Annotated in this window: 14 protein-coding genes and 2 pseudogenes; 8 read left to right on the top strand and 8 right to left on the bottom strand. The window is 49.6% G+C overall.

Annotated features, from left to right (window positions below; genetic code table 11):
• Positions 1-13 precede the first annotated feature (13 nt).
• From ubiG to ACO05E_RS13835, 4 genes are all read left to right on the top strand, one after another.
• A complete protein-coding gene (gene ubiG, locus ACO05E_RS13850) occupies positions 14-730 on the top strand; it encodes a bifunctional 2-polyprenyl-6-hydroxyphenol methylase/3-demethylubiquinol 3-O-methyltransferase UbiG (RefSeq protein ID WP_419813523.1) in 717 nt (238 codons plus the stop codon).
• Positions 727-1,419 carry an HAD family hydrolase gene (locus ACO05E_RS13845; protein WP_419813522.1) on the top strand — a complete coding sequence of 231 codons (693 nt, stop codon included), beginning with the start codon at positions 727-729 and terminating at the stop codon, positions 1,417-1,419. Before ubiG ends, ACO05E_RS13845 begins: the two co-directional genes overlap by 4 nt.
• 152 nt (positions 1,420-1,571) lie before the next feature.
• A complete protein-coding gene (locus ACO05E_RS13840; RefSeq protein ID WP_419813521.1) occupies positions 1,572-2,348 on the top strand; it encodes a YciK family oxidoreductase in 777 nt (258 codons plus the stop codon).
• A gap of 144 nt (positions 2,349-2,492) precedes the next feature.
• Complete coding sequence (locus ACO05E_RS13835) at positions 2,493-3,620, top strand: aminotransferase class V-fold PLP-dependent enzyme (RefSeq protein ID WP_419813520.1); 1,128 nt, start codon at positions 2,493-2,495, stop codon at positions 3,618-3,620.
• 85 nt (positions 3,621-3,705) lie between these two features.
• On the opposite strand, the gene ACO05E_RS13830 is transcribed toward ACO05E_RS13835, so the two are convergent.
• Positions 3,706-4,095, bottom strand: coding sequence for a DUF3127 domain-containing protein (locus ACO05E_RS13830; protein ID WP_255859727.1), 390 nt, complete (start codon positions 4,093-4,095; stop codon positions 3,706-3,708).
• Between the two features lie 120 nt (positions 4,096-4,215).
• Here ACO05E_RS13830 and ACO05E_RS13825 point away from each other — a divergent pair, with 120 nt between their 5' ends.
• Positions 4,216-4,923 carry an endonuclease gene (locus tag ACO05E_RS13825; RefSeq protein WP_419813519.1) on the top strand — a complete coding sequence of 236 codons (708 nt, stop codon included), beginning with the start codon at positions 4,216-4,218 and terminating at the stop codon, positions 4,921-4,923.
• 22 nt (positions 4,924-4,945) lie between these two features.
• Here the strand turns inward: ACO05E_RS13825 and rlmKL are convergent, their stop codons facing one another.
• Entirely contained in the window at positions 4,946-7,138 is a 2,193-nt protein-coding gene (gene rlmKL, locus ACO05E_RS13820) for a bifunctional 23S rRNA (guanine(2069)-N(7))-methyltransferase RlmK/23S rRNA (guanine(2445)-N(2))-methyltransferase RlmL (protein WP_419813518.1), read from the bottom strand.
• Between the two features lie 188 nt (positions 7,139-7,326).
• Here rlmKL and rmf point away from each other — a divergent pair, with 188 nt between their 5' ends.
• Positions 7,327-7,521: a ribosome modulation factor gene (gene rmf / locus ACO05E_RS13815; RefSeq protein WP_419813517.1), complete on the top strand. Its 195-nt coding sequence runs from the start codon at positions 7,327-7,329 to the stop codon at positions 7,519-7,521.
• A gap of 91 nt (positions 7,522-7,612) precedes the next feature.
• Here the strand turns inward: rmf and ACO05E_RS13810 are convergent, their stop codons facing one another.
• The 6 genes and pseudogenes from ACO05E_RS13810 to ACO05E_RS13785 all read right to left on the bottom strand — a co-directional run.
• Positions 7,613-8,641 carry a quinone-dependent dihydroorotate dehydrogenase gene (locus ACO05E_RS13810; RefSeq protein ID WP_419813516.1) on the bottom strand — a complete coding sequence of 343 codons (1,029 nt, stop codon included), beginning with the start codon at positions 8,639-8,641 and terminating at the stop codon, positions 7,613-7,615.
• A gap of 82 nt (positions 8,642-8,723) precedes the next feature.
• Positions 8,724-8,951, bottom strand: coding sequence for a DUF2835 domain-containing protein (locus ACO05E_RS13805; protein WP_255859714.1), 228 nt, complete (start codon positions 8,949-8,951; stop codon positions 8,724-8,726).
• A gap of 33 nt (positions 8,952-8,984) precedes the next feature.
• A complete protein-coding gene (locus tag ACO05E_RS13800; protein ID WP_419813515.1) occupies positions 8,985-9,485 on the bottom strand; it encodes a hypothetical protein in 501 nt (166 codons plus the stop codon).
• Positions 9,482-10,015: a hypothetical protein gene (locus ACO05E_RS13795; protein WP_419813685.1), complete on the bottom strand. Its 534-nt coding sequence runs from the start codon at positions 10,013-10,015 to the stop codon at positions 9,482-9,484. The genes ACO05E_RS13800 and ACO05E_RS13795 overlap by 4 nt, the downstream gene beginning before the upstream one ends.
• Positions 10,010-10,381, bottom strand: a pseudogene (locus ACO05E_RS13790) (ATP-binding cassette domain-containing protein); the annotation flags it as partial. The gene ACO05E_RS13795 and the pseudogene ACO05E_RS13790, both read right to left, overlap by 6 nt.
• 159 nt (positions 10,382-10,540) lie before the next feature.
• Positions 10,541-11,404, bottom strand: a pseudogene (locus tag ACO05E_RS13785) (ATP-binding cassette domain-containing protein); the annotation flags it as partial.
• A 170-nt stretch (positions 11,405-11,574) separates the two neighbouring features.
• Here ACO05E_RS13785 and ACO05E_RS13780 point away from each other — a divergent pair.
• Complete coding sequence (locus ACO05E_RS13780) at positions 11,575-12,720, top strand: efflux RND transporter periplasmic adaptor subunit (protein WP_419813514.1); 1,146 nt, start codon at positions 11,575-11,577, stop codon at positions 12,718-12,720.
• Positions 12,721-12,726: 6 nt separating this feature from the next.
• Positions 12,727-15,870, top strand: a complete 3,144-nt coding sequence (locus ACO05E_RS13775) for an efflux RND transporter permease subunit (protein ID WP_419813513.1) — start codon at positions 12,727-12,729, stop codon at positions 15,868-15,870.
• Positions 15,871-15,978 lie beyond the last annotated feature (108 nt).

Raw genomic sequence — 15,978 nt, 5'->3', positions numbered from 1 at the left:
ATGAAGTGACAAAATGACTACTGAAAATAAACAAAACGTCGACAGCGCAGAAATCGCAAAATTTGAAGCGCTGGCCACTCGTTGGTGGGATCTTGAAAGCGAATTTAAACCGCTGCACGAAATTAATCCACTGCGCACCAACTATGTTGATCGTATTGCCCATCTGGCCGGTAAAAAGGTGCTGGATGTGGGCTGCGGTGGCGGCATTCTATCTGAAGCCATGGCTCAGCGTGGCGCCGACGTTACCGGTATCGATATGGGTCAGGCCAATCTGAACACCGCCAAGCTACACGCATTAGAAAGTGGTGTAACCGTGGATTATCAGTGCATTCCGGTAGAAGAACTGGCGGAACAACAGCCGGAATCTTTCGATGTCGTGACCTGCCTGGAAATGCTGGAGCACGTTCCTGATCCACTCTCCATTATTAAAGCCTGCGCCAAACTGGTTAAACCGGGCGGACAAGTATTTTTTTCCACCATTAACCGCAATCCAAAGTCTTATGCTTTTGCGATTATTGGTGCGGAATATTTGTTGCGCCTGGTTCCGACAGGCACGCACGACTATCACAAGTTTATTAAGCCAAGTGAAATGACTCGCTGGTGTCGTGAAGCCGGTTTAGCCGTTACCGATATGACAGGTATGGTTTATAACCCAATCACTAAGATTTACAGCCTGAAAGACAACGATGTCGACGTAAATTACCTGATGGCTGCGGAAAAAGCGGAATGATGGCTTCACGCATAAAACCTGAAGCGATTTTATTCGACTTAGACGGCACCTTAGTGGATACCGCCCCGGACTTTTTTGCTGTAGTAAATGGCTTGCGCAAAGATCAGGGCAAACCAGAACTGGTGGATGAAAAGATCCGCGAGCAGGTTTCTAACGGTGGCTCTGCACTAACACGCATCGCCTTCGATTATCCCGATCAGGCAGGTCGTGATTTAGCGACGGCTTCCAGTGTTTTTCTGGAACATCGTCAACAGTTGCTGGATCGCTATTTTGACCATATCGGCACGTTAAGTGGCTATTTCCCGGGTTTTGAAACCGTTATTGCTGAGCTGGAAAAACAGGGAATTTGCTGGGGTATCGTCACCAACAAACCTCGCCTGTATACAGAAGAGTTGCTGAAGAAATTGAATATTCAGTGTGATGTGGTGATCTGTCCGGATGATGTTTCCAAAGCCAAGCCTGACCCAGAACCATTATTAAAAGCTGCTGACATATTAGGACTTAAAGCCGAACAATGTTGGTACGTTGGTGATCATATCCGCGATATACAAGCTGGCAAGGCGGCTGAGATGTTCACCCTCGCTGCCAGCTTTGGTTATATCGAAGCAGATGATAGCGCTGAGAACTGGCAGGCGGATGCAATCATCAACTCTCCCGAAGCCTTATTAACTGAACTAGAAGCAATTTAAGCAAAGATAAGCAATAAAGGCCTGATCGCTTTTCAAAGCAGCGACAGGATGTCGCGGTAGCCCGGCAGGCACATGGATGTGCCTTCGAGGCGGCGGCGAAAAATGATCAGGCCTTTTATTGCGTTGCGATTACTGAGAAGACGATTTTAACAATGATCGAAATTAGCCAATTAAAGCCTGTTGTACAGGCACAACAAGAACAGGTTTTAAAAGGCCGCGTCATTCTGGTAACGGGGGCAGGCTACGGCATTGGCCGTACTGCTGCGTTAACTTACGCTCGTGCCGGTGCAACCGTTTTGCTGCTCGGCCGTACTCAGGAAGCATTAAACGACACCTACGATTTAATTGAAGCAGAGAATTTGCCTCAACCAGCGGTACTGCCCTTTGATTTGGAAGAAGGTGAAGAAGATAAATTCCGCCAATTAGCTACGTTGATTGAAGAGAATTTTGGTCACCTGGATGGTGTTCTATTAAACGCTGGCGTACTTGGGCAACGCACCAGCTTAGAGAACTCCGATTGGAATACCTTTCAGAAAGTGATGCAAATTAATGTGAACGGTCAGTTCATCTTAATGAAGCACTTAACACCACTGCTGCGTAATGCCCCCAAAGATGCCTCTGTTATTTTCACCACGTCCAGCGTGGGCCGCAAAGGCCGTGCTTACTGGGGGGCTTATTCTGTATCGAAGTTTGCCACCGAAGGTCTGATGCAGGTTCTGGCAGAAGAGCTGGAAAATACCTCTGACATCCGGGTTAACTGTATTAATCCGGGCGGCACCCGTACCCAAATGCGCGCGGCGGCTTACCCAACCGAGCACCCGCATCAAGTACCAGAAGCCGATGCCATTATGCCATTGTACCTGCACCTGATGTCGCCAGACTCCATTGGCACCCATGGTCAGAGCATCGACGCGCAACCCAAGTACTAACAACAAAATAACCGCTACAATAAAACCACAGGATTAGAACAGTGCTTCCCGCCCACGCCCTTTACTGGCGTGGGCTTTTGCTATCTAATCAGTCAACTTTATTGATCTACTGAACAAACACGCGCAACTGCGCAGGAGACTGCAATGGCCGGCTTACTTCCCGACCTCGACCCGAATGGTTTATTAGAATATTCCGTGGTATTTACCGACCGCTCACTGAACCATATGTCACAACAGTTTCAGGGCGTGATGAATGATATCTCAGCCACCCTGAAATCGGTTTATAACGCTGACGCTGTGGTTGTGGTACCGGGTGGTGGCACCTACGGTATGGAAGCGGTTGCACGCCAGTTCGCTCAGGATAAAAAGACCCTGGTGATTCGTAACGGCTGGTTCAGCTACCGCTGGACCCAGATCTTTGAGATGGCCAACATCCCGGCTTCCAGCACGGTATTAAAAGCCAAGCGCATTGAAGAAGGCACGCAGGCACCTTTTGCTCCGGCTCCTATCGGCGAAGTGGTTGCGACCATCAAAGCAGAGAAACCAGAGATGGTTTTCGCGCCTCATGTAGAAACCGCATCCGGCATGATTCTGCCAGACGACTACCTGAAAGCAGTTGCTGACGCCGTTCACTCAGTTGGCGGTTTATTCGTTCTGGACTGTGTGGCTTCCGGTACTCTGTGGGTCGATATGAAAGCCATCGGTGTTGACGTATTAATCAGTGCGCCACAAAAAGGCTGGAGCTCTTCTCCATGTGCCGCCCTAGTAATGATGAACCAGGCTGCGCTGGACGTGATGGAAAACACCACCAGCACCAGCTTCGCCGCTAATCTGAAGCAATGGCACATGATCATGCAGGCCTACGAAAATGGCGGCCATGCTTACCACTCGACCATGCCAACTGATGCACTGACTCAATTCCGTGACACCATGATGGAAACCAAAGAATACGGTTTCGATAAAGTGCGCGACGAGCAATTAGAGTTGGGCAAACGCGTACGCGAAATGCTGGAAAGCAAAGGCATTAAGAGCGTTGCTGCCGAAGGCTTTAAAGCACCCGGCGTTGTGGTTAACTACACCACGGATGCAGATATGCAAAATGGTAAAAAGTTCGCAGCCCAGGGTATGCAAGCTGCTGCTGGTGTACCATTGATGTGTGACGAAGGTGATGACTACCAATCGTTCCGTATCGGTTTATTCGGCCTGGATAAACTGCATGATGTTGAAGGTGCGGTAAGTCGTTTAGAGAAAGTGATTGATCAGATTCTGTAATTTCTGATTTATTCGCTTAATACTAAAAACCGAAGATAAGTGAAGGCTTACCTTCGGTTTTTTATTGCCTCATAGGCAAAGAAAATCAAAACGGGACATCATCATCAAACGCCGGGCCGGAAGAAGCCGGAGCAAAGCCGCCCATATCAAAGTTCTGAGCCGCTGGCTGACCACCCGCGCGATCCACTTTCCACGCCTGTAAGCTGGTAAAACATTTTTCCGGTTTACCCGGTGCATTCCACAAACGGCCGGAAAGGTTAAAAGTCACCACCACTTCTTCACCTACCTGATAACCATCCATCAATGCACACTTGTCTTTGATCAGCTCTAGCGCAACATAATTCGGGTAATCCGGGTTTTCACCATCACCGCTCAGTTTGATCACAAATTCACGCTTGGTGAATCCGTTCTGGCCGTATTCACGGGTCTGGTCGATGGAGTGAATGATTCCCTGAGCTTCAAAGCTTTTAGACATAACGTTACCTGATGGTCGAATAATAAAACGGAGTCATCATAACACCCTCATTAGCCGTGCTAAACCGTGAGAATCACATTAAAATGGCCGCTTGTATTAATCAGAATTGAGTAGTATCTGATGCGCTTACGCTCTGCCCCGTCTCTTGCACAATGCCTGCTGCTGGCTATTTCTCTGTTGTTTGTTAATAGCGCCCCTGCTGAACCACTGAACTTTCGTCAGGCCAAAAAACAGCTCAAAGCGTTGTACAAAGGTGAATATCAAACCAGTTTTTATTGTGGTTGTGACTTTACCTACCGTGGGAAAAAATTAATCCCTGAACTAAACAGCTGCGGTTATCAGGTGCGAAAACAACAAAAGCGCGCCAGCCGAATTGAATGGGAACATATTGTACCGGCCTGGGCGTTTGGTCATCAGCGTCAGTGCTGGCAAAGCGGTGGCCGCAAAGCCTGTAAAAAAGACAACGAGTTCCGTCTGATGGAAGGCGACATGCACAACCTGGTGCCTGCCATTGGTGAAGTGAATGGTGATCGCTCTAACTATCGCTTCAGTGACTGGCAAGGATTCCCGAAACAATATGGTCAGTGTGAGATGGTCGTCGACTTTAAAGGGAAAAAAGTCCAGCCCCCGGAAATCAGCCGCGGCGCCATTGCCCGAGCGTATTTGTACATGAGTCAACAGTATTCTCTGAAATTATCGAAACAAGAACGGCGGCTGTATCAGGCCTGGAATAAACAGCACCCGCCAAGCCGTTGGGAGTGCCGCCGTAATCAGCTGATTAAAGCAGTTCAGGGCAATCGCAATCCGTTTATTGCCCCTTGCCAATAATGGCTGAACCCATTCAGGCGACTTATTTCGCCTGAATATGAAAACACATATGAATGTTTTTACGCCGGGCAAAATCCTGCGGTACCGATTTATGGCTGACATTCTGGATAGTAAAGTCAGATAAGGCTTCACTATCCATCTCAAACTTGCGGTAGTTATTTGAAAAAATCATTAAACCGCCCGGCTTCAGCAACGCCATCGCATCCTGAATCAACTGCACATGATCACGCTGTACATCCAGTACACCTTCCATCCGTTTAGAGTTAGAGAAGGTTGGTGGATCCATAAAAATCAGATCGTATTGCGCTGCTGAATGTTCCGCAGCTTCTTTCAGCCACTGCATACAATCGGCCTGCACAAATTCATGTTCACTGATTTTTAAGTTATTGGCGGTAAAGTTATCTTTACCCCAGTTTAAGTACGTCCGGGACATATCAACACTGGTGGTTTTTGCGCCCGCCAGTGCTGCATGCAAGGAACCCACCGCGGTATAACAGAATAAATTCAGCATTCGCGCACCTTTAGGTAAGGCAGCGCAGTGTTTGGCAATCTCCAATCGGGTTGGACGATGATCAAGGAATAAGCCAGTATCGAGGTAATCTTTCAGATTCACCAGAACCTTGGCCTGTCCTTCAATCACCTCAAAGCGGCGCGACTCAACATCTTGTTGCTTCTCATATTGCTTCTTGCCCGACTGACGCTCACGGCGTTTTAAAATAATCTGCTCGGCCGGAATATCCGTTACCTCAGGCAAAGCCGCTAATATATCAAGTAAACGACGCTCAGACTTTTCTTCATCAATGGATTTAGGTGGAACATATTCCTGCACATGCAGCCATTCAGTATCGCTATTGGCATCCTGATAACAATCCACCGCCACGGCGTATTCCGGAATATCCGCATCGTAAATCCGGTAGGCATGAATATTTTCGCGCTTGGCCCATTTTTTCAGCGGTTTTAAATTCTTTTTCAGACGATTAGCAAAGGCTTCTACCGGGCCACGAATCCGGCTTGGGGCTGGTGCCGAGGATTTTTCATCCGCTGGCCCCAATACCAATAAGCGCGTCTGAATTTTACCGTTCATAAAACGGTATTGTTTTTCCAACGGGCGGCGAATACTTTTTGATAAATCGGTATTACCGGTAAATACCGCTAATTTCCAGTGGGGCAATAAACGCAGTGTGGCGTCGTTAAAATCCTGATACAGAGGTGCCAGTTGTGGCAGTTCACTCAGGCGCTCACCATAAGGCGGGTTACACACCACCAAGCCGCCTTGTTCTGCAGTTTCTTTCTGAATACGCAGATTTTCGATGGAGCGACGCTCTAAATGGATTTTGTCTTTTAACCCGGAGCGTTCCAGATTTTTATTGGCAGCATTTAACTGCTCTGAATCAATATCAAAACCGTACAAACGGTTTTTCATATTCGCTAAACCATCGGTACGGCGTTGGCGAGCTGCTTCGACTTCTTCCAGCCATAATTTGCGGTTATGGCGCTGCCAGCGATCAAAACCCCATTGCTGGCGATTTAACCCTGGTGCAATATCGGCCGCCATCATGCCCGCTTCAATTAATAAGGTGCCGGAACCACACATAGGATCAACCAGATGACTGCCCTGCTTTAAGGCTTCCTGCCAACCGGAACGAATCAGAATCGCCGCCGCCAGGTTTTCTTTTAATGGCGCCTTTCCCGGCTGTAAGCGATAACCACGACGATGAAGACTCTCGCCACTGACGTTCAGATACAGCGCCAGCTTCCCTTTACGCAGCTGTGCTTCAATACGAACGTCACCATCTTTGGCCACCGACGGACGAGCACCCAGCTCTTCACGGAAGTTATCAACAATGCCATCTTTCACCTTTTGCGCACCAAACTGGGTGTTACGCACAAAGTCCGTTTTGCCGTGGAAATCGATGCGGAAGGAAGCGCCCACCGGGAACACCGTTTGCCAGTCTACGTCGCGCGCCACCTGATAAAGTTGGTCAACATTGTCTACCTGACTTTCCTGTAAAGGAAACAGCAAGCGGCTGGCCAATCGGGTCCACAAACAGAAGCGATAAGCGGTGCGCAAATCCCCCTGCCATAAAACGCCAAGATGGGTTTCTCGTTCAACTTCCCCACCTAAGTCTCTGATTTCAGCTGCCAGCAGTGGCTCAATACCTTTGGGGCAAGCGGCCAACCAGCGTAATTTGGGAGGGGAAGATTCATTTTGCATGGTGATAACAGCCACTTCGTCAAATAGTTTCTGGCAGCAAAAATGCCGCCACTTATAAAAAATTGTTTATTAACATCCCAGTTCCAACAGAGTAGAACTGTCATGGTTACGTCATAAAACGCTCAGCCATTTTCAACGACTGAATGCTTTCTGACTGATGTTTCCCAAATAATGCGAGGACGCAACGTATGAAGAAACAGAAACGCGATATGCAGGAAAGAGCTTTTGCACGAGGTTACCGCGCAGGTGTTGAGCGCCGTTCAAAAGATCTTGCCCCCATGGGGGTTCAACGCGATGCCTGGCTGGCCGGATGGCGTTCTGGCCGTGCCGATCATTGGGATGGTTACACCGGCGTTTCTGGAGTTCATAAGATCGCAGTATAGCGGCTCACGGTTCTACCGCTAAAACCTATACCTCCTCTCCCGGGAGGTTGGCCCGGCCTTGAGCCGGGCTTTTTATATCAATTAATATCCGTTATTTCATGGCTGCAATGGCGTCAACACACTCACCAATCAGCTCCGGGCCACGGTAAATAAAGCCGGAGTACACCTGAACCAGTTGCGAGCCCGCGGCCATTTTCTCAACCGCCCCTTTGCCATCAAGAATACCACCCACACCCATCACCGGCAGTTTGCCATCCAACGCTTTCACTAAACGCTCAACGGTTTCAGTTGCCAGTTCTTCAACCGGTGCGCCACTCAGGCCACCTGCTTCAGTGCCGTGCTTCATACCCTGAACACCGTCACGCGACAGCGTGGTATTGGTAGCAATCACACCGTCGATATCGGTTTCGATCAGGGTTTGCGCCACCATATCAACTTCGTTGTCTTCCATATCCGGCGCAATTTTGACAAAGATCGGCTTATAACCAAATTCTTCAGCCAGCTCTTTCTGGCGCTGTTTTAACGGCTCCAGTAACTCTTTTAACGCGTCACCGTATTGCAGAGTGCGTAACCCAGGCGTATTCGGAGAAGAAATATTCACGGTGATGTAGGTGGCGTATTGATACACCTTCTCCAGACAGATCAGGTAATCAGAGGTGGCATTCTCAACCGGGGTATCAAAGTTTTTGCCAATATTAATACCAAGCACACCTTTGTATTTGGCTTTTTTAACCTGCTCAACCAGATGATCCACACCTTTGTTGTTAAAGCCCATGCGATTGATAATGGCGCGGCGCTCCGGAATACGGAACAAACGTGGTTTTGGATTACCCGGCTGCGGGCGTGGTGTAATGGTACCAATTTCAATAAAGCCGAAGCCTAAACGGGCAAAGGCATCGATATAATCGCCGTTTTTATCAAGGCCCGCAGCCAGACCAACCGGATTGGGAAACTCAATGCCCGCCACGGTGGTCGGTGCAGAAGCAACCTGAGGTGCCAGATACTGTAACAGGCCCAGACGTTCACCAGCGCCCAGCATATCCAGGCCCAGTTCATGGGATGTTTCGCCACTTAAGCGGAAAAACAGTTGTCGGGTCAGCCCATACCAATCAGCCATCATCTACCTCACATCAGCCACAACGAATAAATTGCGCGGCATTATACGCAAGCTGGCGGCGGATGTAGATGATCTTATGCAAGCATCAACCGATTCGCTGAATCTTCTGAAACTTCCCTTCGCGATTAAATTCAATCAGAAAACGGCCATAAATACCGTCGCGGGTGATCATTTTATGCAGGATATTGGCTGGAAACTGTACCCGGCGGCCATCACTGGCGATGGCACTCACCAGCTTGGCGGAGCCCTGATAGACCCGCAGGTATTCGTCGGCAGGAATGGCTAAATCAACAATAATACTGGGATTGCTCATAGGGTTAACACGCTTTGATCCAACGTTTCCCGATTACTTCAACAGGGCTTCAAGAAATGCCAGATAGTGCTGGGCATTTGAGCCTTGTTTTTCGGCCGTCATCATACACACCCGGCGCTCATACACTTCCAGCATCAGCAGCTCATCGAATAATTCGGGCAACAAGGCTGCCAGCTTTTCGGCATCGCCTTGTGTACCCTTATTATGCCAGCTCAGGCCTTCGGGCAGCCATTCATCATCCCAGGCTGGTTGGCGGACAACACAATACTGTAATTCACCGCCAGAAGCGTCTTCATGACCGCCACCATTTTCGTAGGAGGCTTTTTTCATCAGGGTGTAACTGGTGGCGGTAATATCGTCACGCACCCCAGTTTTGGCGGCATCAGCCTTAAAGGTGAACTGTCGCACCTGTAAACCCGCACGAATAGCATTAAACCGTAAATCAGCCAGACGAGCATCACGAGCGCTGGGCTTTAACCAGAACACTGAGCCCATAATCGCCATCACAACGGCGGCAATAATTAGCCAGGTCATTCCGTCATCTCCTCAAGCTCCAGCCAGCGTTCTTCCAGTTGCTCCAGCTTCTCTTCTATTTCGGCTAACTGCGCCAGCACTTTCTGGACGTTATCGGCATCTCCGGAATAAAAATCAGCAGCATTGCTTTGCTCTAATAAGGCATCCCGTGCGGCTTCCGTTTCAGCAATCTGATCCGGCAGGCTATCCAGCTCACGCTGCAGCTTGTAACTGAGTTTTTTCTTCTGCGGTGCTGGTGTCGATGTAGGCTCAGCAGCTGCAGTCTGTGTCGATTCAGCTTTTTTCGCCGCTGTTTTCTGGGCAGCAGGCTTCTGCTTTTCCAGTGCCGCTTTGCGTTCCTGCCAATCACTGTAGCCACCCACCTGCTCATCAATATGGCCGTTTTCACCAAATACCCAAAGCTGGGTCACCACATTGTCGATAAATGCCCGGTCGTGACTCACCAATAACAAGGTAGCGTTGTATTCCAACAAGCGCTCTTCCAGCAGCTCCAGAGTTTCCACATCCAGGTCGTTGGTAGGCTCATCCATCACCAACAAGTTACAAGGCTTGAGGAACAGCTTGGCCAGCAACACCCGGTTTCGCTCACCACCCGACAGGGCTTTAACCGGCGTTCGGGCTCGTTCCCCCGAGAACATAAAGTCACCCAGATAACCAATAATATGGCGTGAGTTACCATTCACAATCACGTGGTCTTTGCCGTCGGCAACGTTATCGGCAATGGATTTTTCTTCATCCAACTGATGACGAGCCTGATCGAAGTAGGCCACCTCCAGCTTGGTTCCCACCTTAATTTTACCTTGCTGCGGTTCGAGTTTGCCTAACAGCAGCTTTAATAAGGTACTTTTGCCGACCCCATTAGGGCCTACCAAACCAATACGGTCGCCGCGCAAGACATTAGCGGTGAAATCGCCCACCTGCGGGATAGCCTTACCATCCTCTTTCTGCCAGGCATAAGACAGGTTCTGAATTTCGAACACCATTTTGCCGGAGTTTTCGGCCTGACCCAGATTCAGGTTGGCGGTGCCGGCCACCTCACGGCGCGCTTTACGTTCTTTGCGCATTTCTTTTAAGCGCTCAACCCGACCTTCATTACGGGTGCGGCGAGCTTTAATACCCTGGCGAATCCACTTTTCTTCTTCTGCCAGGCGTTTATCAAACAAGGCGTTTTGTGCCGCTTCGTCTTCTAGTCGTTTTTCCCGGTGGCTGATAAAACTTAAATAATCACCGCGCCATTCGTGCACATGACCACGATCCAGATCGATAATGCGGGTTGATAAATTTTGCACAAACGCCCGGTCGTGACTGATAAACACCAGCGAGCCGTTAAACTGCTTAAGCTGCTCTTCCAGCCATTCAATCGTAGGCACATCCATATGGTTAGTAGGTTCGTCGAGAATCAGCAATTCCGGCTCAACCACTAATGCACGTGCCAGCATCACCCGACGCTGCCAGCCACCGGAGAGAGAGGAAAAACTCGCTTCACCCGGTAAGTTTAATTTCTGGATAATGGCATCCACTTTTTGCTGCCAGCTCCAGCCATCGGCCGCTTCAATTTTGCTCTGCAGCTGCTCCAGCAGTTTTAAATTCGCCGCCGCACCTTTGGCGGTTTCATCATGGTATTGCGCAATCACATGGCCAAGATCTCCCAGCCCTTCCGCCACCACATCGTAAACCGGCATATCCGTTGTTTGTGGCAATTCCTGTTGCAACGTTGCGACCCGCAGCATATCGCGCTTCACCACACTGCCATCATCGGGAATCACTGAGCTGTTGAGCACTTTCAGCAGTGTCGATTTACCCGCACCGTTACGTCCAACGATACAAACGCGCTCTCCGGAGTGAATCTCCAGATCAATTTTGTCGAACAGCACATGATCACCAAACGCCAGCTCAACCTGCTTTAACTGCACCAACATCATTACCGAATATCACCCTAAGTTTGCGGTAAAAGGCGCAGTATACTGCAATACGTTGGTCATGGGCTGATCGCCCGGCGATATGTTATAAAGAAAATTACCAGTTACTTAGACAACCAATTAACTGGGCAAGCAGTAGCGCGCGTTTGTATTAATAACGGAAAACAATAATGACAATTCATTTAAATCAGGGGCACATCGCAGCCATCGTGCTGTTTTTATTAATGATTATCTGGGTCGCCAGTGGCAGCTTAGGGCCGGAAGAACCCTTTTCTAACCCCCGGCCTCTGGTGATGGAATCCGGACTCAAACGGGTTCAGGTTGAACAGATGCAGGGCGAAGCGACTCAGCGGGATGTGATTATTTCCGCCAAAACAGCCGCCAATCGCCGGGTTGAATTACGTTCTGAAATCCGTGCCAAGGTGGTGGCTATTCACAAAAGCAAAGGGGAGCGGGTACAGCAAGGTGACGTGTTAATTGAGCTGGATGCGCGTGACTGGCCGGCGCGATTAAAACAAGCAAAAGCCAACCTGAAACAGCGTCAGCTGGAAGAACAAAGCGCCCAAAAACTATTTGCCAAAGGCCTGGCCAACGAATCTCAGCTGGCTCGGGTACAAACCGATCTGGCGAACGCTGAAGCAGAAGTGATCCAGTATCAGTTACAGGTCAATGCCACTCAGATTAAAGCTCCGTTTAATGGTGTGTTAGACAGCCGCATGGTCGAGATTGGGGATTTTATTCAGGACGGCCATGAAGTCGCTACAGTGCTTGACTTCGCACCCTTTTTAGTGGTTGGCAGCCTGCCGGAGCAGGAAGCCGCACACGTTAATATTGGTGATCCGGGCCACGCTATTCTGGTCAACGGTACTCGGGTTGACGGTCATATTCGGTTTGTCGCGTCAGAAGCCGATGTGCAAACCCGTACCTTTCTGGTCGAGCTGGAAGTCGATAACCCCAGTGGCGTGATGACCAGCGGTTTAACCGCCAAACTTCATGTGCCGCAGCCAGAGACCCATGCTTATCACGTGTCTCCGGCGTTATTAATTCTCAACGATGAAGGCAAACTGGGCCTGAAAGGCATCGATGAAGAACACCGGGTTATCTTCCGTCCGATAAGCCTGTTAAAAGCCGATAAAGCCGGTATCTGGGTTTATGGGCTGGGCGCCAGCGCTGACATCATCACGGTTGGTCAGGGGTTTGTTGAATACGGCGAGCAGGTTGAGCCCGTCTTTGTCACTGAACAGCATCAGGAGACAGCAGAACCCGCTGCCTCCGATACCGACCTTGATACACAAGCCGCGTTAAGTGCGGGGTAAAGACACATGAATAGCCTTATTGATGCGTCGTTACAGCGCACCCGCACCGTTTTGATGTTGTTTTGCCTGATCACCCTGGTCGGCATCACTACCCTGATCACCATTCCCAAAGAAAGTAATCCGGATATTACCGTGCCGCTGGTGTATGTCTCGGTGAATCACGACGGCATTGCCCCCGCCGATGCCGACACCCTGATTTATAAACCGCTGGAAAAAGAGCTGCGCTCACTGGACGGCTTAAAAGAGATGATCTCAACCGCCACCTCCGGGCATTTATCCATCCAGCTGGAGTTTTATACCGATACCGATATTGATCAGGCATTACTGGATGTGCGCCAGAAGGTCGACGATGCCAAAGGCGAATTACCGACGGACTCAAAAGAGCCTAAGGTCAAAGAAATCAACGTGGCGTTGTTCCCGGTGATGGTGGTTACCCTGTCGGGCGAAGTGAACGAATCCGTGTTGTACGCGGTGGCCAATGATTTACAGGATCGTATCGAAGCCTTACCCGGCGTATTAGAGGCCGAAGTACGTGGCAAACGTGAGGAAATTGCCGAAATTATTGTCGACCCCGCGCGCATGGATAACTACGGCTTGACGCTGAACGAGTTAGGTCGTTTGGTCAGCAATAATGCGCAACTGGTTGCCAGTGAAGATCTGGACTCCGGTGCGGGCCGCTTTGGCGTTAAAGTGCCGGGATTGATTGAGAATATTCCCGATATTCTTAATCTGCCGGTCAAAGCCGACGGCGATAATGTGGTATTATTTAAGGACATTGCCGTTGGCCGCCTGGCTTATAAAGATCGCAAAAACAGCGCCCGGGTTAATGGCAAACAAGCGGTCACACTGGAGATCAAAAAACGGATTGGCTCCAACATTATTCATACATTAGATGACGTTAAAGGCATTATTGAGCAGGTCCAGCCCTACTGGCCGAATGGTATCGAAGTGGGGTTATCCCAGGATGAATCAAAACAAATCGAAGAGATGCTCAATGATTTGTTTAACAACGTACTGGTTGCCACCCTGCTGGTGATGATTCTGATTTTAGCCAGCCTTGGTCTGCGCAGCTCATTTATGGTGGGGATTGCCATTCCAGGCGCTTTCCTGATGGCACTGATTGTACTCAGCGTACTCGGCTACACCCTGAATATGGTGGTGTTATTCTCACTGATTTTATCCGTAGGGTTATTGGTCGATGGCGCCATTGTAGTCACTGAATTTGCCGACCGCCGCTTAGCCGAAGGCGCCGCCCCACGCCATGCTTATGGTGAAGCGGCCAAACGTATGGCCTGGCCAATCATCGCTTCAACTGCCACCACGTTGGCTGTATTCCTGCCATTATTATTTTGGCCCGGAGTCACCGGTGAGTTTATGAGCTATCTGCCACTGACGCTGCTGTTTACTTTGAGTGCTTCACTGATCATGGCATTAATTGTGGTTCCAACCATTGGCTCGCTGGTTGGCAAGCAGTCCAGCCAGAACCTGAAGACACTGGATATGGTTGAAGCGGCCGAACAAGGTCGCTTTGACGAATTAAAAGGCTTCACCGGCGGCTATATTCGGGTACTTAACAGTGCCCTGCACCATCCGGTAAAAATCTTATCCGCCTCCGTCATTGCCCTGTTTTTATCCTTTTTCGCCTATTCCATGTTTGGTAAAGGTGTTGAGTTTTTTCCGGACGTGGATGTCGATATTGGTCTGGTGGATATTCGTGCGCGGGGCAATTTGTCCATCAGCGAAAGCGAGGCTCTGGTACAACAGGTAGAACGCCGCATCTTTGATATGGCCGAGATTGAGTCCATCTATACCGCTACCTTTGTTCGTGCCCCTAATGGCGCAGCAGCGGATGTGGTGGGCCGGATTCAGATTGAGCTGGTGAACTGGAAACACCGGCGCAGCGCTAACGATATCCTCAAAGATATTGAAGCCCGCACCGCCGATATCGCTGGCATCATTGTTGAGACCCAGAAAAAAGCCAACGGCCCATCTGAAGGGGCCGATATTCAGCTGCAATTTACTGCCGCCGATGCTGACGCCATTGGCCCGATGCTGGATCAGGTAAAAGCGATTTTTGCAGCTGATCCGGATTTGAAAGATGTACGTGATGATCGCCCGCTGGAAGGCATTGAGTGGCAGCTGGATATTAACCGTGAAGCCGCAACCCGTTTTGGTACAGACATCGTCAGTACCGGCTCGATGATTCGTATGATCACCGGTGGTCAGAAGGTAGGAGAATTCCAGCCGGACTACAGTGATGAAGAAGTTGAAATCCTGCTGCGTTATCCGACGCAGGCGCGCAATATCGACCAGTTCTCTCAGTTTAATGTGCAAACTCACGATGGCCTGGTACCGGTTTCTAATTTTATGCAGCGTATTGCCGTGCCCAAATCCGGTGACGTGGTGCGACTCGATGGCAAACGCCGTTATCGCCTGACCGCCAATGTACATGACGGGGTGAACGCCACGGATAAAATTTTTGAATTAACCGAGCGGATTAAGTCGATGCCCTGGCGTGAAGCCGGTGTGGAACCCCGTTTCCGCGGCGACTTTGAAAAGATGGAAGAAACCGGTCTGTTTTTGGGTAAAGCGTTTGGCATCGCAATCTTCCTGATGGCCACCATTCTGGTGACACAGTTCAACAGTTTCTATAACGCGGCCTTAATTATGAGCGCCATTGTGCTGTCGATTGTTGGCGTGTTATTCGGATTAATGATTCGTGGCGAACCGTTTGGCATTGTGATGAGTGGTTTGGGAGTAATCGCGCTGGCTGGCATTGTGGTGAACAACAATATTGTGTTGATCGACACTTACAACCGCTTGATACGAGATGGCCTGGAGCCGATTGATGCCGCCCTGAGAACCGGTGCACAACGTCTGCGGCCGGTGATGTTAACCGCAATCACAACCGTATTAGGCCTAATGCCGATGATGTTGCAATGGAATATTGACCTGCTGAACCGCGACTTCTCAGTGGGTGCGCCTTCGTCTCAGTGGTGGACACAGCTATCAACGGCGATTGCCGGTGGGCTGGCCTTTGCGACCTTACTGACCCTGATTCTGACCCCTTGTTTATTGGTGTTTGGTGAAAAGCTGAAACAAAAGCACAGGGACAAACGTCCATCAGCGTCAATAACATCCCAGACCTGATAACTGATCAGAAATCATTCAGAAACGACTTGCCGCTGCAATGCAAGTTACTGAAAAAATTAAAAAAAATAGAAAAAAGTTCAAATAAGGGTTTGACAGAGTTTGGAA

This window comes from Bacterioplanoides sp., assembly GCF_965226395.1.
Lineage (GTDB): Bacteria > Pseudomonadota > Gammaproteobacteria > Pseudomonadales > Oceanobacteraceae > Bacterioplanoides.
The sequence above is the reverse complement of the archived record's forward strand: the minus strand, read 5'-3'. Positions and strand labels throughout refer to the sequence as shown.